19 protein-coding genes are annotated in these 21,867 nt (G+C 37.1%); 2 read left to right on the top strand and 17 right to left on the bottom strand.

Going from position 1 to position 21,867, the window contains the following annotated elements; genetic code table 11:
- The first annotated feature begins 55 nt into the window (after positions 1-55).
- On the top strand, positions 56-1,126 hold the full coding sequence (gene xerS, locus QM382_RS02360; protein ID WP_049509685.1) for a tyrosine recombinase XerS: 1,071 nt from the start codon (positions 56-58) through the stop codon (positions 1,124-1,126).
- Positions 1,127-1,192: 66 nt separating this feature from the next.
- Here xerS and QM382_RS02355 read toward each other — a convergent pair whose 3' ends face one another.
- The 12 genes from QM382_RS02355 to QM382_RS02300 form a co-directional block, all read right to left on the bottom strand.
- The gene (locus QM382_RS02355; RefSeq protein ID WP_414272303.1) at positions 1,193-1,852 is read right to left on the bottom strand and encodes a hypothetical protein; all 660 of its coding nucleotides are present in this window, start codon (positions 1,850-1,852) and stop codon (positions 1,193-1,195) included.
- 108 nt (positions 1,853-1,960) lie between these two features.
- Positions 1,961-2,950, bottom strand: coding sequence for a lipoate--protein ligase (locus QM382_RS02350; RefSeq protein WP_006145561.1), 990 nt, complete (start codon positions 2,948-2,950; stop codon positions 1,961-1,963).
- A 58-nt stretch (positions 2,951-3,008) separates the two neighbouring features.
- Positions 3,009-4,712 carry a dihydrolipoyl dehydrogenase gene (gene lpdA, locus QM382_RS02345; protein WP_006145562.1) on the bottom strand — a complete coding sequence of 568 codons (1,704 nt, stop codon included), beginning with the start codon at positions 4,710-4,712 and terminating at the stop codon, positions 3,009-3,011.
- A gap of 38 nt (positions 4,713-4,750) precedes the next feature.
- Positions 4,751-5,794: a dihydrolipoamide acetyltransferase gene (locus tag QM382_RS02340; protein ID WP_414272302.1), complete on the bottom strand. Its 1,044-nt coding sequence runs from the start codon at positions 5,792-5,794 to the stop codon at positions 4,751-4,753.
- A gap of 333 nt (positions 5,795-6,127) precedes the next feature.
- Complete coding sequence (locus QM382_RS02335; protein ID WP_006152177.1) at positions 6,128-7,120, bottom strand: alpha-ketoacid dehydrogenase subunit beta; 993 nt, start codon at positions 7,118-7,120, stop codon at positions 6,128-6,130.
- A 16-nt stretch (positions 7,121-7,136) separates the two neighbouring features.
- Entirely contained in the window at positions 7,137-8,105 is a 969-nt protein-coding gene (locus tag QM382_RS02330; RefSeq protein ID WP_414272301.1) for a thiamine pyrophosphate-dependent dehydrogenase E1 component subunit alpha, read from the bottom strand.
- Between the two features lie 181 nt (positions 8,106-8,286).
- Positions 8,287-9,627 (bottom strand): MATE family efflux transporter, encoded by a 1,341-nt coding sequence (locus tag QM382_RS02325; RefSeq protein ID WP_414272300.1) that lies wholly within the window; start codon positions 9,625-9,627, stop codon positions 8,287-8,289.
- A gap of 43 nt (positions 9,628-9,670) precedes the next feature.
- A complete protein-coding gene (locus tag QM382_RS02320) occupies positions 9,671-10,939 on the bottom strand; it encodes a dihydroorotase (protein WP_414272299.1) in 1,269 nt (422 codons plus the stop codon).
- Between the two features lie 12 nt (positions 10,940-10,951).
- Entirely contained in the window at positions 10,952-11,416 is a 465-nt protein-coding gene (locus QM382_RS02315) for an NUDIX hydrolase (protein ID WP_049496267.1), read from the bottom strand.
- A 9-nt stretch (positions 11,417-11,425) separates the two neighbouring features.
- Positions 11,426-12,079 (bottom strand): uracil-DNA glycosylase, encoded by a 654-nt coding sequence (locus QM382_RS02310; RefSeq protein WP_414272298.1) that lies wholly within the window; start codon positions 12,077-12,079, stop codon positions 11,426-11,428.
- A gap of 117 nt (positions 12,080-12,196) precedes the next feature.
- A complete protein-coding gene (locus tag QM382_RS02305) occupies positions 12,197-13,108 on the bottom strand; it encodes a hypothetical protein (RefSeq protein WP_414272297.1) in 912 nt (303 codons plus the stop codon).
- A gap of 34 nt (positions 13,109-13,142) precedes the next feature.
- Complete coding sequence (locus QM382_RS02300) at positions 13,143-13,835, bottom strand: YjjG family noncanonical pyrimidine nucleotidase (protein WP_414272296.1); 693 nt, start codon at positions 13,833-13,835, stop codon at positions 13,143-13,145.
- A 532-nt stretch (positions 13,836-14,367) separates the two neighbouring features.
- Here QM382_RS02300 and QM382_RS02295 point away from each other — a divergent pair.
- Positions 14,368-16,293 carry an Ig-like domain-containing protein gene (locus QM382_RS02295; RefSeq protein WP_414272295.1) on the top strand — a complete coding sequence of 642 codons (1,926 nt, stop codon included), beginning with the start codon at positions 14,368-14,370 and terminating at the stop codon, positions 16,291-16,293.
- 157 nt (positions 16,294-16,450) lie between these two features.
- On the opposite strand, the gene QM382_RS02290 is transcribed toward QM382_RS02295, so the two are convergent.
- The 5 genes from QM382_RS02290 to QM382_RS02270 all read right to left on the bottom strand — a co-directional run bounded on the left by QM382_RS02290 (position 16,451) and on the right by QM382_RS02270 (position 21,808).
- Complete coding sequence (locus QM382_RS02290) at positions 16,451-18,535, bottom strand: glucosaminidase domain-containing protein (protein WP_414272294.1); 2,085 nt, start codon at positions 18,533-18,535, stop codon at positions 16,451-16,453.
- 215 nt (positions 18,536-18,750) lie between these two features.
- Positions 18,751-19,176, bottom strand: a complete 426-nt coding sequence (locus tag QM382_RS02285; protein ID WP_414272293.1) for a hypothetical protein — start codon at positions 19,174-19,176, stop codon at positions 18,751-18,753.
- Positions 19,151-20,062 (bottom strand): phosphodiester glycosidase family protein, encoded by a 912-nt coding sequence (locus QM382_RS02280; protein WP_414272292.1) that lies wholly within the window; start codon positions 20,060-20,062, stop codon positions 19,151-19,153. The genes QM382_RS02285 and QM382_RS02280 overlap by 26 nt, the downstream gene beginning before the upstream one ends.
- Complete coding sequence (locus tag QM382_RS02275; RefSeq protein WP_414272291.1) at positions 20,059-21,102, bottom strand: glycosyltransferase; 1,044 nt, start codon at positions 21,100-21,102, stop codon at positions 20,059-20,061. Before QM382_RS02275 ends, QM382_RS02280 begins: the two co-directional genes overlap by 4 nt.
- 208 nt (positions 21,103-21,310) lie before the next feature.
- Positions 21,311-21,808, bottom strand: a complete 498-nt coding sequence (locus QM382_RS02270) for a YkgJ family cysteine cluster protein (protein WP_414272290.1) — start codon at positions 21,806-21,808, stop codon at positions 21,311-21,313.
- Between the last annotated feature and the right edge of the window lie 59 nt (positions 21,809-21,867).

The following is a 21,867-nucleotide window of genomic DNA, read 5'->3' as shown; positions in this document are numbered from 1 at the left end:
AAAAATATATCTTGCTATGCTATACTACTAGTATAGAAAGATTTGGAGAAGAAACATGAAACGTGAGATTTTGTTAGAACGTATCGATAAACTTAAACAAGTTATGCCTTGGTATGTTCTGGAATACTACCAATCAAAACTGGCTGTTCCCTATAGTTTTACGACCTTGTACGAATACTTAAAGGAATACGATCGATTTTTTACCTGGGTTTTGGAATCTGGTATATCGGATGCTGATACTATGGCAAATATTCCTTTGGATGTTCTTGAGAACATGACCAAGAAAGACATGGAATCTTTTATTCTTTACTTACGTGAACGTCCTTTACTCAATGCTAATACGACAAAGAATGGTGTCTCCCAAACAACTATTAACCGAACTTTATCAGCATTGTCTAGCCTTTATAAGTATTTGACTGAGGAAGTTGAAAATGAGCAAGGAGAACCTTATTTCTACCGCAACGTCATGAAGAAGGTTGCTACCAAGAAAAAGAAAGAAACCTTGGCTGCGCGAGCTGAAAATATCAAACAAAAGCTCTTTTTAGGTGATGAAACAGAGGGATTTTTGAATTATATAGATGAGGAATACCCTAAAACTCTCTCAAATCGAGCCTTATCGTCCTTTAACAAGAACAAAGAACGTGATTTAGCGATTATAGCCCTTCTTCTCGCCTCTGGTGTCCGTCTCTCCGAAGCCGTTAACCTTGACCTTCGAGATCTCAATCTAAAGATGATGGTGATTGACGTCACTCGAAAGGGGGGAAAACGAGACTCAGTCAATGTTGCTGCCTTTGCTAAGCCTTATTTAGAACAATATCTTGCTATAAGAGACAAACGTTATAAGACAGAAAAGACTGATACAGCTCTCTTTCTGACCTTGTATCGAGGTGTTCCAAACCGTATCGATGCTTCTAGTGTTGAAAAGATGGTGGCTAAGTATTCGGAAGACTTTAAAGTTCGCGTAACCCCCCACAAACTACGCCATACGCTTGCAACACGTCTATATGATGCAACCAAATCACAGGTTCTGGTCAGTCACCAGCTGGGACATGCAAGCACACAAGTTACCGACTTGTATACCCATATCGTTAATGATGAGCAAAAGAATGCCCTGGATAGTTTGTAAGCTACATAACATAAATTATGTAACGTTTTAGAGTTAGAAAAAGAGCGTAGGATTTTTTATCGAATCTTACGCTCTTTTATTATTATATAAAAATTCGATCCAATAATTACGGTGTGGCTCAATAATGACTGGCTTTCCCCAAAATGACTTTAGGTAAGCCAGATTCGCAGGGGTTACGGGTCTTTTTTCTTCATTGTACTTCTCAGCACTTTCTTTCGTTAAAAAACATTTAACAGCTTCATATCGCGTACCATCACTAGCTGTACGATCAATACCCTTATAAGCAATTTCATCACCTTTTTGAGGAATGTCAGTAAGAAGTTTTCCAATAAAGTAGACCGTTTTATCTTTCATTAATTCATAAGCTTTACTATTTTCAAGGCGGTTATTAGCTGCAGCATACATAATACAAAAACTATCAACAATGTCTTTCATAGGCATTAATGCTTCTTTGCTCACGATAATTTCCTCAGGAGCAAGTCCACCAATGATTAAGCTTTTATAATGAGGTTGCTGGATGACATTATCTAAAGCCATTCCCAGTGGGATTTGGACAGCTTGAAAACCTAATGGTTCTAACTCTTGTCTTTTCTTATCGAAGTGTTCTTGTGTGATACTAATATGCAAATCGTAAGGATTTGTAGATTCTTGGTTTTTAAAAAAAGCTACCACAGTACGATCTAACTGTTCAAATAGTCCGAGATTTTCAATTGGAATCTTTATCATTGATGTTAGGCCTCTTTTATTTTAAATTTCCACTACATTATACTCTCATAATGATTGATTATCAAGTTTTAAAAAAAGAAATCCATAGCATATGGATCTCTTTTGATTTTATTCTACAACTGCTTCAGCAATTTCTTCTGCAGTGATTCCTGCGAAGTAACGACCTAGGTTAATGGTTTGAAGGGCTTTGAGGACATCCTCACGTTCGTATTTGACACCACGAAGAACATCTTCTACTGCTGCAACGTCTTCGATACCGAAGAAGTCACCATAAATCTTGATGTCTTGGATTTTTGATTCAATGACGTTAGCGAAGATTTCAACCTTACCGCTTGGGAATTTAGTTCCACGACGGACATTGTATTCAGGTGATTTCCCATAATTCCAGTCCCAAGTTCCAAACTTAGTTTCTTTGATTCGATTGATTTCAGCCAATTCTTCATCTGAGAACACATACTCTGTCATTTCAGGGTATTCTTTTTTCATGTATTCCAAAAGCAAGTCACGGAACTCTTCAACAGTGATCTTTTCTGGTAACTCATCGATAATATTAGTTACTCGAGCACGGACTGATTTAACACCTTTTGATTCAAACTTATCTTTAGACACTTTAAGTGCATTAGCTAGGACTGACAAATCCACGTCAAAGAGAAGACAACCATGGTGCATGATACGGCCATTGATATAGGCTTGTGCATTTCCACAGAATTTCTTACCGTCGATTTCTAAATCGTTACGGCCTGTAAATTCAGCTTTAACACCAAGTTCAGCTAAAGTATTGATAACTGGAGTAGAGAAGCTCTTGAAGTCAAAGGCCTTGTTTTCATCTTCTTTTGAAATGATTGTATAGTTAAGGTTGTTCAAATCATGGTAAACAGCTCCACCACCACTGATTCGACGGACTACTTCAATTCCATTTTCACGAACATAGTCACGGTTAATTTCTTCAATCGTATTTTGGTGACGTCCTACAATAATAGATGGTTTGTTAATCCAAAGAAGGAAGATTTGATCCTCGTCCAAAAGATGTTTAAAAGCATATTCCTCTAAAGCAATATTAAAGGCAGTGTCATTTGAATGATTGATAATGTATTTCATAAGATACCTTCTAATACGATAGAGACTGGAAAATAATTCCAGTCTAGTCTATCTATTTTTATTTTTTCTTAGGTGAATGGATGGCCATTCCAAGAACATCCGCAAACGCTTCGTACATAACTTCAGAGTATGTTGGGTGTCCGTGGATTGTCTTAAGCATTTCTTCAACAGTGATTTCCATTTCGATGATGCTTGACGCTTCGTTGATCAATTCTGCTGCTGCAGGACCAATGATGTGAACTCCAAGGATTTCGCCATATTTCTTATCGGCAATAACCTTAACGAATCCTTGAGCTGCATCTGATGCAATGGCACGTCCGTTTGCAGCAAAGTTGAATTTACCGATTTGGACATCGTATTTCTCACGAGCTTGTTCTTCTGTTAAACCAACTGCTGCTACTTCTGGAAGTGTGTAGATAGCTGCAGGAGTCAAGTTCAATTTAGCAACAACGTGGTTTCCTTTAAGAGCATTTTCAGCTGCTACTTCACCCATACGGAAGGCAGCGTGAGCCAACATCTTAGTACCGTTGATATCACCTGGCGCATAGATACCTGGAACAGAAGTTTCCATGTATTCATTAACCTTAATACGACCACGGTCTAATTCAAACTCAACATCTCCGATACCTTCAAGATCTGGAACACGACCGATTGAAAGAAGGGCTTTATTCGCGATAATATCATCTTTTCCTTCAACCTTGATACGGAGTTTGCCATCTTCTTCAATGATTTCTTGGAGTTTAGTACCTGTCAAGATAGTCATACCTTTACGTTCTAGGATTAGACGTAGGTTCTTAGATACTTCAGCATCCATAGCTGGTACAATGCGGTCCATCATTTCGATAACAGTAACTTTTGAACCAAATGTCATAAAGGCTTGACCAAGTTCGATACCAACGACACCACCACCAATAATCACAAGGCTTTCTGGAACTTCATTCATTTCAAGAATATCGTCACTAGTCATCACAAGTGGTGATTCCATACCTGGAACATTAATCTTGCTGACTTTAGAACCACCAGCAAGGATGATTTTCTTGGTTTCAAGCAATTCAGAACCATTTACCAAGACATTCTTATCTTTAGTAATAGTACCGATACCTTTATGAACATCAACTCCATAGCTACGAAGAAGTCCTGCAACACCACCAACAAGGGTATTGACAACTTTAGATTTTGTTTCTAAAAGTTTCTCCATATCAACTGTAAAATTAGGATTTTCAATTACGATACCACGATTAGCTGCATGACCGATATTTTCAATAATTTCGGCGTTGTGAAGGTAAGTCTTAGTTGGGATACATCCACGGTTCAAACAAGTTCCACCAAGTTCAGATTTCTCAACAAGAGCAACCTTACCACCTAACTGAGCTGCTTTAATAGCAGATACATAGCCAGCAGGTCCACCACCGATTACAACAACATCATAAGCATCATTGCTCTTACCATCGTCGTTTGAGGCACTTGCTGCAGGTGCTGGGCTAGCTTCTGGTGCAGCTGCTCCAGCTGTTGGGATATTTTCCCCTTCTTCACCAAGATAACCGATAACTTCAGTAACAGGGACAGTTTCTCCATCACCTTTAAGGATAGCGATCAAGTAACCGTCTTCTTCTGCTTCCAATTCCATGCTGACTTTGTCAGTCATGATTTCCAAAAGGATTTCTCCTTCTTTTACAAATTCTCCGACTTTCTTATTCCATTGGACGATTTGTCCTTCTGTCATATCCACGCCGGCTTTTGGCATAATTACTTCTAAGGCCATATCTTACTTCCTCTATCTATATTTCTAAAACAAATATTTTAAACCAACATTGAGATTGGGTTTTCAATCAAAGCTTTTAAGTCTTTCATAAACTTAGCACCAGCCATGCCATCTACGACACGGTGGTCAATTGTCAATCCAAGACTCATAATTGGACGAATTACGATTTCACCATTTACTACAACTGGTTTCTCAACTGTTGAGCTAACCCCAAGAATTGCTGAGTTTGGTTGGTTAATGATAGGACCAAATGATTGAACCCCAAACATTCCCAAGTTACTGATGGTGAAAGTTGAATTTTGCAATTCGCTAGGAGCTAGTTTACCATCTAAAGTACGTCCAATGACATCTTTAAATGCAACAACCAATTCAGACAAGGTCATCTTTTCAGCATTGTAGACAACTGGTGTCATAAGACCGTTATCCATACCAACTGCCATCGCAAGGTTGACATAGTTGTGAGTGATAATAGTCTTACCATCTTCTGTCAATGAAGCGTTGATGTAAGGGTGTTTCATAAGCGTCTTAACAACTGCGAGTGAAAGCAAGTCTGTCACAGTGATTTTCTTACCAGTTGCTTCCATAATTGGATCAAGAACTTTCTTACGAAGCGCAAGCATTTCAGACATATCTACATCGTAGTTAAGCGTGAAGGTTGGTGCAGTTAAATATGATTCAACCATACGTTGAGCAATAACCTTACGCATCGGTGTCATTGGAATACGCTCGATTTCTCCATAAGGAGTTACGTTATCTGGAACTTCTTCCACTTTCTCGATTTGAGAAGGTGATTTAATCGTATCGTTTTCAATATTTTCCGGAAGGAAAGCTAAAACATCCTTCTTCATAATCTTGCCACGATGACCAGTTCCTTGGATTTCCTGCCATGCAATGTTATGTTCAAGGGCAATTCGTTTTGCAAGTGGTGAAATGCGAACCACATTAGTGTCTTTAAATGTTTCCACGTCTTCTTTGTGGACACGACCGTTTGCGCCTGAGCCAGAAATATCGTAGAGATTAATTCCTAAATCATCCGCTAATTTTCTAGCTGCAGGAGTCGCTCTTAGCTTATCATCAGCCATGACCTCTCCTATTCTATACTAAGATATTAAGGACGAAGAGGGCAATGAAAAAATAGGAGATTGACGATGTGTTCGATGAACACAAGGAAATCTATCTTTTTTTCACAGACCTCCGTCCGAATTCAATTACATGATGCAAAGGGCGTTAAAAAGTGACCGAAAAATAGGAAATCAACATAGACCTCGACGAAGTCAAGAAGATTTATCTTTTTTCCGAGCTTTTAGCCCGTGCTCTAATCTAAGATATCAAGGACGTAGAGAACTTTGCATCTATTAGATACAAATAGATACAAAGCTTCTCGTCTGATTAATTTACATAATTTATTTTATGTATTATTGTTTATTGTGAGTTTTACGGATTGCATCTTTGATGCTTTCAACTGTTGGAATCATTGCATTTTCAAGATTTTGTGCATAAGGCATTGGTACATCCTCACCTGCACAACGGCGAATAGGTGCATCTAAATAATCGAATGCTTCTGATTCAGAAATAATAGCTGAGATTTCCCCGATAAATCCACTCGTCTTGTGAGCATCGTTGACAAGAACTACTTTTCCAGTCTTCTTAACTGAATTAATGATGATGTCTTTATCAAGTGGAACCAAAGTACGTGGGTCTACTACTTCTACTGAGATGCCTTCTTCAGCCAATTCTTCAGCTGCTTGCATCACACGACGAAGCATTTTACCGTATGTTACTACTGTTACATCAGTTCCTTCGCGTTTGATTTCTCCGACACCAAGTGGGATAGTATAGTCTGGATCTACTGGTACTTCCCCTTTTTGGTTAAATTCTGATTTGTATTCAAGAATGATAACAGGGTTGTTGTCACGGATAGAAGACTTAAGAAGACCCTTCATATCAGCTGGTGTACCTGGAGCTACAACCTTCAATCCTGGGATATGAGTGAACCAAGATTCCAATGATTGTGAGTGTTGTGCTGCAGAACCTACTCCGTTACCAGCGGCACAGCGGATTGTAATTGGTACTTGACCTTTACCACCAAACATGTAACGAGTTTTAGCTGCTTGGTTGACGATATTATCCATGGCAATAACAGAAAAGTCCATGAAGGTCATGTCGACGATTGGACGAAGTCCAGTCATAGCAGCACCAGCAGCTGCTCCAGAAATAGCTGCTTCGGAAATCGGACAGTCACGAACACGTTCTGGTCCAAATTCTTCAAGCATACCTACAGATGTACCAAAGTCTCCACCAAAGACACCGACATCTTCACCCATCAAGAGTACATTTTCGTCGCGACGCATTTCCTCAGACATTGCAAGGATAATGGTATCGCGGAAAGACATTAATTTTGTTTCCATATTTCTCTACTTCTCCTTAGTCTGCGTAAATATCTTCAAAAGCTGATTCTAGTGGAGGGAATGGACTTTCTTCTGCAAACTTAACAGATGCTTCCACTGCTTCCTTGACCTGAGCCTGAATTTCTTCAAGTTCTTCTGCACTAGCAATTTTATTTTCAACAAGGTACTTGCGAAGGTTTTCGATTGGATCTTTTTCTTTCCACTCATCGACTTCTTCACGTGTACGATATTTACCAGGGTCTGATGATGAGTGACCAAGCCAACGGTAAGTTACACTTTCGATCAAGACAGGACCTTTACCAGAACGAACATGGTCAACTGCTTTCTTAAATCCTTCGTAGACATCGATAACATTGTTACCGTCTTCGATAAACATTCCAGGAATACCGTAAGCAGCACTACGCTCATGGATATGATTGACGTTTGTCATTTTCTTAATATCGGCAGAGATTCCATAACCGTTATTGATACAGTAGAAAATTACCGGAAGATTCCAAATTGAAGCCATATTAACAGCTTCGTGGAATACACCTTCATTTGTCGCTCCATCACCAAAGAAGCAGACAACGATTTTACCAGTATTTTTCATTTGTTGAGTAAGGGCAGCACCTACTGCGATTCCCATACCACCACCAACGATACCGTTGGCACCAAGGTTACCTGCATCAAGGTCGGCGATGTGCATTGATCCACCTTTACCTTTACAAGTTCCAGTATACTTACCAAGGATTTCAGCCATCATACCATTAAGGTCGATTCCTTTAGCAATGGCTTGCCCGTGGCCGCGGTGGTTCGATGTTATGAGGTCGTCTTCGTTTAGAGCTAACATAGCCCCAACGTTTGCAGCTTCCTCACCAACAGAAAAGTGCGTCATACCTGGCACTTTTCCTTTTTTTACTAATTGAGCAATTTTTAAGTCCATACGACGAATTTCTTCCATCTTACGGAACATCTCAAGCAAAAGATTTTTATCTAAAGTTGACATAATCTTGCCTTTCTAAGTTTAATTTCTTATAGTTCTATTCTAACTTATAGGTTAACTAGAGTCAAAGATTATGCTTGATATTTTTTCACAATATAAAAAAAGAAAAGTCAATGAAATCAATACTTTTCTTTACGTAAAATGACTATTTCACAAACTGATTTCCATGGATATTTTCAACAAATTATTTGAATCTTTTCATGATAACTTGTAAACGCCACTGATAGAGTAATCCACTGACAACTAAACTTACGATAAGACCTATCCAATATGAATAAGCTTCGAGATTTGTTGAATAATCTAGAAACAAACCAAGAGGTATAGCAACTCCCCAGTATCCAAGGAGACCAAGGCAGAAAGGTATGACAGTATCTTTGTAGCCTCGTAAAATCCCTTGTAATGGTGCTGCAAATGTATCAGCTAACTGGAAAAATAAGCTATAGGTCATAAAACTAGCAGTTAGTTGAATAAACTCTGGATCATGACCATAGAGACTGGCAACATTTTCTCTAAAAACATACAGAAAAGAAAGTGTTAAAATTGCGAATGCCATAGCTGATAGTCGTCCGATTTTTATGTATTTCTTAGCATCCTCTAGACGTTTAGCACCAACTTCGTAAGAAACAACAATAGCCATTGCTGTTGAAATACTCATAGGAAAAGCGTACATGAGAGATGAAAAGTTCATGGCAGACTGATGACTAGCTATTATCAATGATGAAAACTTCGCCATAATTAAGCCAACGGCTGAAAAAATAGCAACTTCTGCAAATACAGTTCCACCAATAGGTAACCCCAGTTTTATCGCTTCTTTTATTTTATTTTTATCTAAAGGTAGTCGGTTTTCTAAATGTAGTTCTTTTAATTTTTCTTGTTTAAGAAGGACTAGTATAGATATACCCAACAAGGCCCAATAAGCCATAGAGGTCCCAAGTCCCGCTCCAGCTCCTCCCAACTCAGGAAAACCAAAGGCACCATAAATCAATAAATAGTTAAAACTACTATTGAGAGGGAGTAATAAAAGCATCAAATACATGGACAACTTTGTTAACCCAAGCGCATCCAGTAATGAACGGATAACACTAAAGAGTAAGAGAGGAATTATCCCTATTGCTAAAAACCATAGATAACGAACTGCTATATTTGCTACCGCCGCTTCTAATCCCATATTATTTAGAACTAGAGGAGCAACCAGAAAAACTAAAACAAATAGAAAAATGGATAAGCCAAGCGAAAGATAAAGAAACTGATAGAAATCAGAAGCCACTTCTTCTTTTTTCCCACGTCCTAAATGATGTCCAACTATAGGGACTAAGGCAGAAACAATACCCGTTAAAAAAGTAAAGAAAGGATTCCAAAAGCTAGTAGCTATTGATACACCAGCTAAATCAATCGTATTATACTGGCCGGTCATGGTCGTATCGACAAAGGAAGCAGAATAATTTGCGAATTGATAAACCAAAATAGGGAAGAAAATCTTAAGAAATAAAATGAACTTGTCTTTAAAATGATGGGTTGGATACATACAGACTCTCTCTAAATTTAAATTTTATAGAGCAGTATTTCATCTAGTTTTTATAAACAATCTGTCCATTACAAATAGTGTATTTTACCTGCCCTTTTAAAGTTTCACCGATAAATGGTGAATTAGCCGCTTTAGAAGCAAAATGTGTGTCTACAATTCGGTCAGCTTTATCATCGAAAATGGTAATATCAGCTGGACCATTTTCAGCCAAATAACCTGCTTCAAAATGATACAATTTTGCTGGGTTTACTGTCATTTTTTCTAATAATTCCATCAAGCTTAGCTCACCAGCTTCGACTAAGTAAGTTAAACCAAGTGACAAAGAAGTTTCTAAACCAGTCATACCTGATGGTGCTTTAGTGATATCCTCGACATTCTTTTCATCAGCATGGTGAGGCGCGTGATCTGTCGCAATTACAGAAATGACTCCTGATTTCAAACCTTCGATAACTGCCAAGCGGTCTGACTCCAAGCGAAGTGGTGGATTCATCTTAGCATTACTTCCCTTAGTCAAGAGAAGCGCTTCAGTCTTAGAGAAATGTTGCGGTGCTACTTCTGCAGTTACGTTTGCTCCCAAACCTTGAGCGAACTCCACAACCTTAACACTTTCTTCCTTGGACAAGTGTTGGATATGAACATGGGCTTTTGTTGCATAGGCGATCATGACATCACGTGCAATCATTGCATACTCTGCAACCCCTGTAGCACCACAAATATGGAAGTGTTCTTTAGCAATATTTTCATTAAAACCTAGCGTACCATTCAGACCAGGATCTTCCTCGTGTAAGCTGATAAATGTGTTGAGTTTTTTAGCCTCTTCCATAGCTTCCTTGACCACTTTACTGCTTTCAAGAGGAATACCATCATCTGAAAAACCAACGGCTCCAGCTTTTAAAAGCGCCTTAAAGTCAGTCAAGTCTTGGCCATTAAAGTTCTTGGTAATCGTTGCTACAGACTTAACATTAATTTTTTCCCTTGCTGCAGATTGAAGAACTTCTTGCAAAGTCTCAACATCGGAGATGGTTGGATTGGTATTAGCCATCATGACAACTGTCGTAAAACCACCAGCTGCTGCTGCTAGTGCACCTGTATGAATGTCTTCTTTATGAGTTTGACCAGGTTCACGGAAATGAACATGGATATCCACCAAACCGGGTGCAACTACATGACCAGTTGCGTCAATGACCTCTGCACCTTTTTCACTAATTTGTGATGCAATTTTGATAATTTTACCGTCTTCAACCAAGACATCACACACTTGATCCAAACCAGACTTAGGATCCATTACTCGACCATTTTTAATTAGTAACATCTGCTTTCTCCTTTATTCGTAGAAATCCACTTGGGTATCCAATAACTTATCACCATCATAAACAAACTTTGCTGAAAAGAATGGTTTATCTTCTAAAAGCCACTCTACGAAGGTGTGGTCTCCTTCCCAGGTTGGTTTGCTTAAAACCTCATCATAAGGAACCCATTCTAAAGTCCCTTCATTACAGTCAATTAAATCACCCTCAAACTCCGTCACCTTAAACACATAGGTGTACCAGTCAAGGTCTGGTGTAAATTCAGGAAAGGTGATTACACCTTTAAGAACTGGTTTAGCTTTCAATCCTGTTTCTTCTAAAATCTCGCGGGCAGCACATTCTTGTGGAGTTTCTCCACGCTCTAACTTTCCACCTACACCGATCCATTTTCCTTCATGGACATCATTAGGCTTTTTATTGCGATGAAGCATGAGCAATTCTTTTCCATTATCAACGTAGCAAATCGTCGCTAACTGAGGCATATTCTCTCCTTATCTAAGCCAATCAATTGGCTCTTGTCCTGTTTCTTTTAAGAATGCATTGGCCTTGGAAAAAGGCTTGGAACCCCAAAATCCTCTGTAAACGGAAAGAGGACTCGGGTGAGCTGATTCAATAATCAGATGTTGAGGATTTGTTACCAATACCTTCTTCTTACGAGCATAAGCACCCCAGAGAACAAATACTACTGGTCTATCTAAATTATTGACAACCTTAATCACGGCATCCGTGAAAGGCTCCCATATTTGACCAGCATGACCATTGGCCTTCCCAGCAGGAACGGTCAAGCAAGCATTGAGAAGTAAAACTCCCTGCTCCGCCCAAGAAGTCAAATCATGGGATGCTTTAACTCCAATATCATCAGCAAGTTCTTTTAGAATATTTTGCAAAGAAGGAGGTGCTTGGATATTATCTGGAACAGAAAAACTCAAACCTTGAGCCTGACCAGGTCCGTGATAAGGATCCTGCCCAAGAATCACCACCTTAACCTCTTCAAGTGGTGTTGTTAACAGAGCCTGAAAAACTTTTTCCTTAGACGGGTATACAGTTCCTTGCGCATAGACCTGCTCCATAAACTGTTTGATTTTCCCAAAATAACCCTCAGGTAATTGCTCCTTAATTAAAGCATGCCAAGACGAGTGTTCCATTGCTTTCTCCTTCGTTTTCACTGCCTCTATTATAGCAAAAAGTGGCTATCTAAACCACTTTTAAAAGTATCTATTAAGATTTGAGAAGTTTTATAAATAATTTATACTAAAGAGCCTTTATTCAACACCTTTTCTAGAATTAGAAAGGATAAATTCTTTGTCGATTTCATCAATAATCAATTCTGTTCGAGTATTAAGATTTTCATCAAATTTTTTATTCAATTCCTTTACAACGCTTATTTTAAACTCATCACTTGATTTTTGGTTATAGTAATCAAATCCTCCAGAAGCCGCGCTACAGCAGCTCCCCCAATCTGAAAGATAGCCTATAATTTTAAAAACACTATCATTGTATTTTTCAAATTTTTTAGTTGCTGTACTTTTTAAATAGCCTGAAATACAATTTACAAAAGAGTAGTAATACTTAGAGTCACGAAATGAATTGTATTCGTGACTATGAAAACTCGGATCGAGAATCCGTGCTGATCGTACATCTTCCATAGTGGGTTTTCTGGTCATTTTAATATCAGTCTGCAGATAAGCATAATAGGTTTCCTTATCAAAGAAAGCTCCATCTACTGCTATCAATGTACCGTAGCTACCATCCTCATACTGAAACACCATCACAGCACCGTTCCTATATTTACTTTCTACAGGAACAGGCGGAGCAATTCTCTTTTTGGGATTTTCTTTTTTGACACTTATCTTTTCTAAAAACTTTTCTAGATGTACACTCCTCTGTTTTAAAAATTCACTATCTGCACCCAATTCTTCGGCAAGTTCTAAATCCTCTTTGTTGATAATGATTTCTTTAATTTCAAGCAAGAATTCGTCATCTAATTGCCCAACTTCCCATAAACAGTGTGCTAAGGCGAACAAGACATCATACATATCGTCATCGTATAAATCCGATGTCAAGTCATTTTTGATTGTATTTGCATCTTCTCCTTGATTATATCTCTCGAAGAATTCTTCTTTAATATCTAAGGAAGTATCATTTCCAAAAATCGTTGCATTCCATGTTCCCATTATTTCAAGACTCCTCTATTCTTTTTTGCAATTTTTAAAGTAGCGCCAAGCAATCAAGCAGAGCTTGATAAGAGTCGACTTCATAAGTTGGATGAGCTAGGGTCTTGTTTTCCAGATGATGAGGATTGTACCAGATGGTATCGATTCCAGCATTATTCCCACCTTGAATATCAGCTGACAAAGAATCACCAATCATAAGGGCATGATTTTTATCAAAGTTAGGAATTCGATCTCCAATTTTTTCATAAAATGCTGCATCTGGTTTTTGGGTATGGAGCTGTTCTGATATAAAAATTTCCTTGAAATATGGTGAAATACCAGATTGCTTCAAACGCCCTGTCTGAATATAGGTGATTCCATTTGTTGCAGCATAAAGCTCATAGCCCTGATGTATCAAATTTTTTAATAAATCTTCCACACCTGGGAAAGTCTGTCCCTGTTTTGATAGGAAAAACTGGTAGCGCTCTGCTAAGTAGGAACCATCATTTTCAATGCCAAAGTGAGCAAACAATTTTGTAAAACGTGTATTGACCAATTCTTTTTTTGTAATCTTTTTCAGCTCCAAATCCTTCCAAAGTGATTTGTTCATAGGTACATAATAATTTTTGTATGCTTGGATATCCTCTACTCCTTCTTCATTTAGGAGTTGCGATAAGGCAACATCCTCAGCAGCATCAAAATCAAGTAAGGTATGGTCGAGGTCGAAAAGCAAAAATTTATAAGTCATCTATTCATCGTCCTGTATTCGATAGTCTTTATATACTTCAAAGTATAGCACAAACAAATAGAATAATAAATCCTAACACGATTGATTTTCCAATAACTAATTTAAAAATATAATAAATAATAAAATTTAATATAAAATTTCTAGTATTCAAAAATAGATAATTCTTAGATTTTTGTAAATTGTTGAAATGATTTTTATTATCATTAGATAAAACACTAAAAAGTTTAAACGCGATAAAACAAAGAATGTAAGCGGTTTTTTATTATTTTAATTCTTAAGAGACAGATAATTTCTAAGTTTTTGTGAATTTTTTAATTTATAGCAAATTTCACATATTTATTATTGATGTACATATTATAATGTGATATAATTTACCTATAGGATAGTTTTAGTAAAAGACTAGGAGGAGGGCAGCAATAAGCGTGTCTATAAAGTCATCCTATATAAAATAATTGATTCAGGGAGTATTACTTAAAGTACAATATTTTTTTGTATCTTAAGAATACCAATCTAACAAAGGGGAAGAAAAATAATGAAGAACAAGAAGAAATTGGGAATCTTTTCTTTTATTATTTGCTTACTGACAACTGTCTTTGTATTTAGTTTGAATAAAACATTTGCTGAAACTCCTGAGGTTTCAGTAACTGGAAAATTTGTAGATGCTATTACAGATGTCAAAGTTGTAAATAATGAAGGTGGAGATCTAACTTGGGATTTAGCGCAATGGGCTACATTCCGTATCAATGCAAAATTTGATTTATCTGGAAAAAATGTCAAAGCAGGGGATACTACTGTTATGACTGTACCAGACGCTTTGGTGGTTACTTCACAATCATTCGAAATTAAAGATATCAATACAAATGAGATTATCGCGCACGCTAAAGTAAGTGCGGATAACAAGTCCATTTCTTTAACTTATACGGATTATGTTGAAAAACATAACGATACAAACGGCTCTTTCTTCTTCTATGCTCGTGTCGATTTCAAAAAACATCCTCAACAAGGAGAAATTCCAATTGAGATTACGATAAACAAAGAATCAAAACCTGCTGGGAAGATTACATTTAAAGGTATCGGTGATGGTGATCCAAAAGTTTTAACAAAGACTAGTTGGGTTAATGAAGGTGATAAAAGAGAGGTCCAATACACTATTTCAGTCAATCGTACAAAACAAAACATCAAAGGTGTAACGATTGAGGACCACTTGCAATTTACAAATGCTAGCTATGTAAAAGATAGTATTAAAGTTATCAAAGGTAAATTCTCTTTCGAAACTGGTGAATGGGTATTCTCTGACCGTGTTGATGTTACAGATCAACATAAAGTGACAGTCGCTGAAGATGGACAATCTTTCGTAGTTGACTTAGGAGATATTACTGAAGCGGACCAATATCGTATTTCTTATAACGTTCGTCTAAATTATGACCCTGTTGATGGTGAGTTATTGAAAAATGAAGCAACTCTTAAAGGTGTTGGTATTGAAAGTACGAGCGTAATTAATGGTGCTGCAGTTCAAATTGCTGGTGGTGCTGGTCTTGGTTATGTTTACTCAATCAATATCCATAAAGTAGATGAGGCGAATCAACCACTTAAGGGTGCTAAATTTAAAGTAGTTCGTCAAGCTAACAATCAAGTGATTGGTGAATACGAAACTGATGAAAATGGTAATATTGCTGTTAACAAACTGTTGAAAGATAAATATATTATCACCGAGGTTGAAGCACCATCAGGCTATGTCATCAAAGTTGCGGATACAGAAGTTAACGTTGACGATTTTGGAGCTGATCATTCAGTAACTAAAACAATTGTGAATCCAAAAGAAGAAACAACTACAACAACTACAACAACAACTGAAGAGCCAACGACTACTTCAACTACAACAACTACAACTGAAGAGCCTACAACTACTTCAACTACAACTACAACTGAAGAGCCTACAACTACAACAACTACAACAACTACAACTGAAGAGCCTACAACTACTTCAACTACAACTACAACTGAAGAGCCTAAGGCTACTTCAACTACAACTACAACTGAAGAGCCTAAGACTACTTCAACTACAACAACTACAACTGAAGAGCCTAAGACTACTTCAACTACAACTACAACTGAAGAGCCTACAACTACTTCAACTACAACTACAACTGAAGAGCCTACAACTACAACAACTACAACAACTACAACTGAAGAGCCTAAGACTACTTCAACTACAACTACAACTGAAGAACCTAAGACTACTTCAAGTACAACAACTACAACTGAAGAGCCTAAGACTACTTCAAGCACAACAACTACAACTGAAGAGCCTAAATCTACAGTAACTACAACTAAGGATAAACCAGGGCTTCCAGAAACTGGTGAAAGAAAAGGAACATTTGTAACAATTCTTGGTACTATCATCCTTGTTTCATCAATTCTAGTTGTTAGAAATTCACTTAAATCTAAAAATAACTAATTTTAATGAACAAAATTAAAGTGGTCTAATTTTAGATGATTTAAGTTCATAAACAAAAAAAGGGTTTACTAAAAGGTAAATCCTCTTTTTGTTTCATGATCATTAAGACAAACAAAAATCGATAACCATTTTATAGTCATCGATTTTAAATATATTTTTAGTCTTTTTCACCTAGTTTACTGTTGATGGTCATCATGATACTCGCAATCTTTTCACCCCAATACGGATCAGAAGCATAAAGAACGTTCATTCCAGATGATTTATTACCAAGATGGGTTCTACCTTCATCAATATAATTCTCTCGGATCCATTTAGCTGCCCCTAGGATTCCCTTATCAACATTGTCGAAACTTTTTGCAGAATCATATGGAGTAGTATCATAGGCAGCAATACCAAAGAAGTTATTCTTATCGTTAGCAATCTGACTACGTCCCCATGCACTTTCTAGAGCACTGTGCGCCATTAGATAAAGCGCATTCACCTGATAGCGTTTCTCCGCTTCTTTGAAGACCTCTCCTTTACCTGCAAGGCGGCTGCCCTGAATATTCATAAGAGAATAAACCTTATTCAATTCTTCTGCTGTATAATTTGTTGGCTTTCTTAGATCTCTATAAAGGAATGGATTCTCAACTTTAAAGTTATCAAAGTTAATTCCATCTGCTGAATAGTATTTTGTACCAACAGCCATCGATGAACTATGAGGTGCTACACGAATACTTGTATAAGGTGATAACTCGTGATAAACGTAACGACCGTCACTCGTATAATGAGGGATAAACTCGTTACTAGCATTTACAGCTACAAGGTCACTCTTATTCATAAAGCCTGAAAGTCCAGAAATTTTGACTGGGAGTCTGTCACCTTGAGACTCTGTGTCAGAAACAGCAACTATAGTACCTTGAGAAATATAGCTAAGTCTAACTCCAGAAGCACTATAAACATAGGCTGTTATCGGTTTTACTTTATAATAACTAGATGGATTAGAGATCCACTTCCCGTTATTTTCAAAGCTATAATTTTTACCATTGATTTTGAGAGTTCCAGTAGCATATAGTCCATCTTCTTTTAGATAATACCAAGCATTGTAACTCTTATCAAAAATCCACTCATTCTTGGCCATATAACCATATGATTTGAGATAGTAGGACCCTTGCCATTGGTTTTCAGCATAAGAACCATCTGATTTTAAGTAGAACCAACTATTGTATTTTTTATCAAAGATCCATTCGTTTTGAGCCATGGCGCCACTATCTTTTAGGTAATATTTATCTTTCCATTGACTACTCAACATGACCCCGTCTTTATCAAATAAGTACCAAGAGCTATTAATCTTTTCCCATTTATTACGAACGACTTTTCCCGAATCAGTAGCATAGTACCACTTTTCATCCATTTTTACCCAGTTCTTTTCAGACATAGCACCGCTAGTCTGAAGAAGATAGTCATTATAAATGGTTTTGCTTAACATGATACCCGTTTCATCGAAACGATACCATGAACCGTTAATTTTTTCCCATTTGTTGCGGATAATCTTTCCTGATTCTGTGGAATAATACCACTTTTCATCCATTTTTACCCAACCATTTTCGTGCATAGCTCCACTAGTCTCAAGAAGGTAGTCATTATAAATGGTTTTGGTTAACATGGCACCAGTTTCGTCGAAACGATACCAAAAACCGTTGATTTTTTCCCATTTGGTGCGGATAATCTTTCCTGATTCTGTGGCATAAAACCACTTCTCATCTATTTTTACCCAAGAAGTTTCAACCATAGCGCCGCTTTTGTTAAAGAGGTAGTCATCATAGACTGTATTGCTAAGCATGATACCATCTTGATTAAAATAGTACCAGTGTCCAGCTATTTTTTTCCAATTTGTGACGACCTTTTTATGTTCATAATAACGCCATTGTCCATTCTCTTTTTGCCAACCTTCTTTGTTGATCTCCTCAGTAATTTTTTCTGTTGAAGAATTATCCTTGGTCACGGCTGTTTCTTGCTTCTGTGTCGATTGAGAAGAATCTCTTTCAGTCTGATCGTGTTTTTCGTTTTGATTCTCTTTCTTGCCTTGCTCTTGACCTTGAGATTGCTTTTTCTCTTTCGCTTCCTTATTCGTTTCATTTGCTACAGTTTTTTCTGAATTTTGTACTTTGTTTGTAGCATGGTTTTCTTCCGCTAATACTGTTGTTTTTGAAATCCCTGCCATGGAAAGAACAACTGTACTTGCTAGTAATATCTTTTTCATTTTTAACCTTTCAATTTTATATTCCCTATATTTTATACTTCTTACTTATCGTTTTAAAGACGACATTTATCCACTTTATTATACAATATAATTTTAATTATAAAAGTAAGGTCTTTAAGAAGAAAGAAAGTTGTAATATTGTTAAAACAATTTAGAAATAAAAGTCAACAAAAAGTAGTCGAACAGTAACTGAACGACTACTTTTTATCATTTATCTAAACTTCAGTTGTTCTGAAATTCTTCTTCAATCGAATAGGATTTATAGATATTGATAAAAGAGCTAGAACGACAAACCCGATACCTACATACCAGTATGGTGCATCAAGTGTGGTTGAACGACCAGAAAGATTGACAATCCCGCGGAAAAGTGTACCCGCTGTAATAATCGCTACTGCCGAATTCCATAGATTAAAACTAATACGAGAAAATTGAGGAAGAGCTTTGAGCAAGATTGCTAGTAGAATTCCTCCAATAAGAGGTACTGCAAATAAATAGTGCATATGAACAGATGTCTCTCCAAAACTAAATGATTCATAAATTCTAGAAAAAGCAAAGAAGAAAATCGTAATTAGTGTATAAGAGATGGCAGTATTTTTAAAACGTTTTTTGTTAGGATTAATAACCGATGTAGACAATATCACTCACCGCCCTTTCTGAAATTTTGTTTCCTCCAGTCGTTGGTTTGTTGATAACCTGACCGTTGAAGTAAAGTGTAGAGGATCCCCCACCATCAAGATTGTAGGCAGTTTTTGCACCATAGGATTTCATAACCTCAGCTAGCTGGTACAAAGAGAGACCTTCACTTTCAGATGTACGTCCGTCAGAAACTACAATAATGTAGTGGTTTTCGTCGATAATACCAATAGCTGTACGTGGATTCGAAGCCATAGCTTGTCCAACTTCTTGGTTTTTTCCTACTACTACTTCACCATTTTCGACCAAGGCAGGACCAAAAGCTAAGAGATTAATAACTCCGTCTTTGACTAGTTGCTCAGCTGAAATCTGATCCTCATAAATAATCTTGAAAGAACCATCTTTATAAATGGCTAAATCACCATTATTAGAATTTTCACGGACAGTATCACGATAGACAACTCCATTACGGATAACATAACCTGAAGAGTTTGCACCGTAGTAGTCGCCATTTACTGCTAAAATTGCATCATTTTCTGCAGCAGTGACAGATGTTTTAGCTGTTACGTTTGTTCCAAACGAGTTTTGAGCAAATGCTGTTTTTAGATATTCTGATGAACTTACTGTAACATCTGCAACATACACTTGGGTTTCATTAACCGTCGTTTCAGTCAAATTGATAGAGATATTCTCGTCCTTATAACTTGAGTTAGTTACTGTTGCTGTTTTAGCTGCTTGACTAGCTTGAGCTGTATTGGAACTTGTATTAGTTGTTGCTACTGTCGAAATAGTCTCAGCGAGTACAAAAGTTTTCAACATTGAGTAACTAAAGGATCCTGTCAAGAGTAAACTGAGAACCGAGGCATAAGCATATGGTTTCTTTAAAAATTTCATAATACAGTTGATGTCCTTTCCTTAAAGATCAATTTCTTTTGCACTGTCCAAGAGACAGCGAAGAGAAGGATGCCGACAATAACTTTGGCAATCAGAAGGTTGATACCAAAGATTGTAAAGAAGAGACGAATCAGTAGCGTGTCTAAGACAAAGAGTCCAACTGCTAGACCAAAGTATCCCATTCCTGTTTTCACAATGCTATCGTCGTTTTTAAAGACTAGTTTTTTATTTGTAGAGTAGTTAAAAACGGAGCTTGTTACACGAGCTAGTCCGTTAGCTAGGAAAATTCGGAAACTTGTTGGCGCTGTTGGTAAAAACAAGATTGCAATAGCGTAAACGATATAGTCTACAACAAAACTACTGAGAGATGACAGGGCGAATTTAAAAATATTTTTATAAATCATGAGCCCATCTTTTATTGGTCGGAAGTGTGAATCCTCATTATCATTGATATAGACAGTTTCGATGGGAACTTCTAAAATTTGATATTCTTTAGTAGCTTCAAGTAGCATATTCATTTCATATTCATAACGTTGTCCTTCGATCTTTAGCATAAAAGGAATAAGATTTGTTGTAAAAGCTCGAAGTCCTGTCTGAGTATCTGCTACTTCTACCCCAGTTTGAATCTTAAAAAGTGCTTTTGTCAAGCTATTTCCGAAACGGCTACGAATGGGTACTTTACCAGTGAAGGCCCGCACACCCAAGATTAGCTTGTTAGGATTTTCAGAAGCTTTGTTAGCCGTACGGAAAATATCCCAAATCTTATGCTGACCATCTGCGTCTGCCGTTACAACCGTTCCGTAGCTATTTTGTTGTTGGATATAAGTAAAGGCCGTTTTAAGCGCTTGGCCTTTACCTTGGTTCACTTGGTGACGGAGCACCGTAGCATATTGTTCTGCTTTATCAAAGATATCTTGACACTTTGATGAACTACCGTCGTCGATAACTAGGATATGAAAATCACTCTTTTCGTGAATTTTTTCGATGAGTTTGATAAGTTTATTATCAGGTTGATAAGCTGGAATTACTATATAGTTCATACCGGCACTCCTTTCTTAGTGATGGTATAACTATACAGAACATCGCTTAAAGATACCTTATATCAGTTTTCTTTAAGAAAAAGTTAAAGAAACTTTAAGGCAGGAACTCATTTCCTTTAGAAATCAAAAACAATTAATATTAATAAATATACAAAAATCCTCAAATAGAAAATGAATTTGAGGATGGAAGTTATTATAAAATAACTATTTATTCTATTTTATCTCTTAATTTCTCGACGAAGAGATAGGCTGCGGGACAGGTTAAAGTATTTTTGATAGTCAAATTATTGATTTGATAAATCTTTTTACGGTCAGTATGCGGAAATTCTCTACAAGCCTTGGGACGGACATCATAGATGGAACAGAGATTGTCACCACCGAGAAATGGACATGGCATTGACTTAAAGATCTTATCACCGTCTTCATCTACCTGTAGAAATTCATCTTCGAAGGCTGGTAATTTCATTTTAAAGTACTTGGCAATGCGTGTGATATCTGCTTCTTTAAAGTCTGGTCCAAGGCTCTTGCAACAGTTAGCACAGGCTGTACAATCAATTTCTTCAAACACTTCCTGGTGAATCTCCAGCGCAATCTTATCTAGGTTTTTTGGAGCTTTCTTTTTCAGATTTCCAAGAAATTTACGATGCTCTTTTTGCTTTTGTAAAGCTAATTGGTGATAGTATTCGATATCGATTTCTTTTGGCATAGATTCTTTTACATCCTTTTCTGAAACTAGTATACCATAACTGAAAATAAATAAAAACT

Source organism: Streptococcus infantis (assembly GCF_047465185.1).
Taxonomy (GTDB): Bacteria; Bacillota; Bacilli; order Lactobacillales; family Streptococcaceae; genus Streptococcus; species Streptococcus infantis_O.
This window is presented reverse-complemented; position numbering and strand designations above follow the sequence as displayed.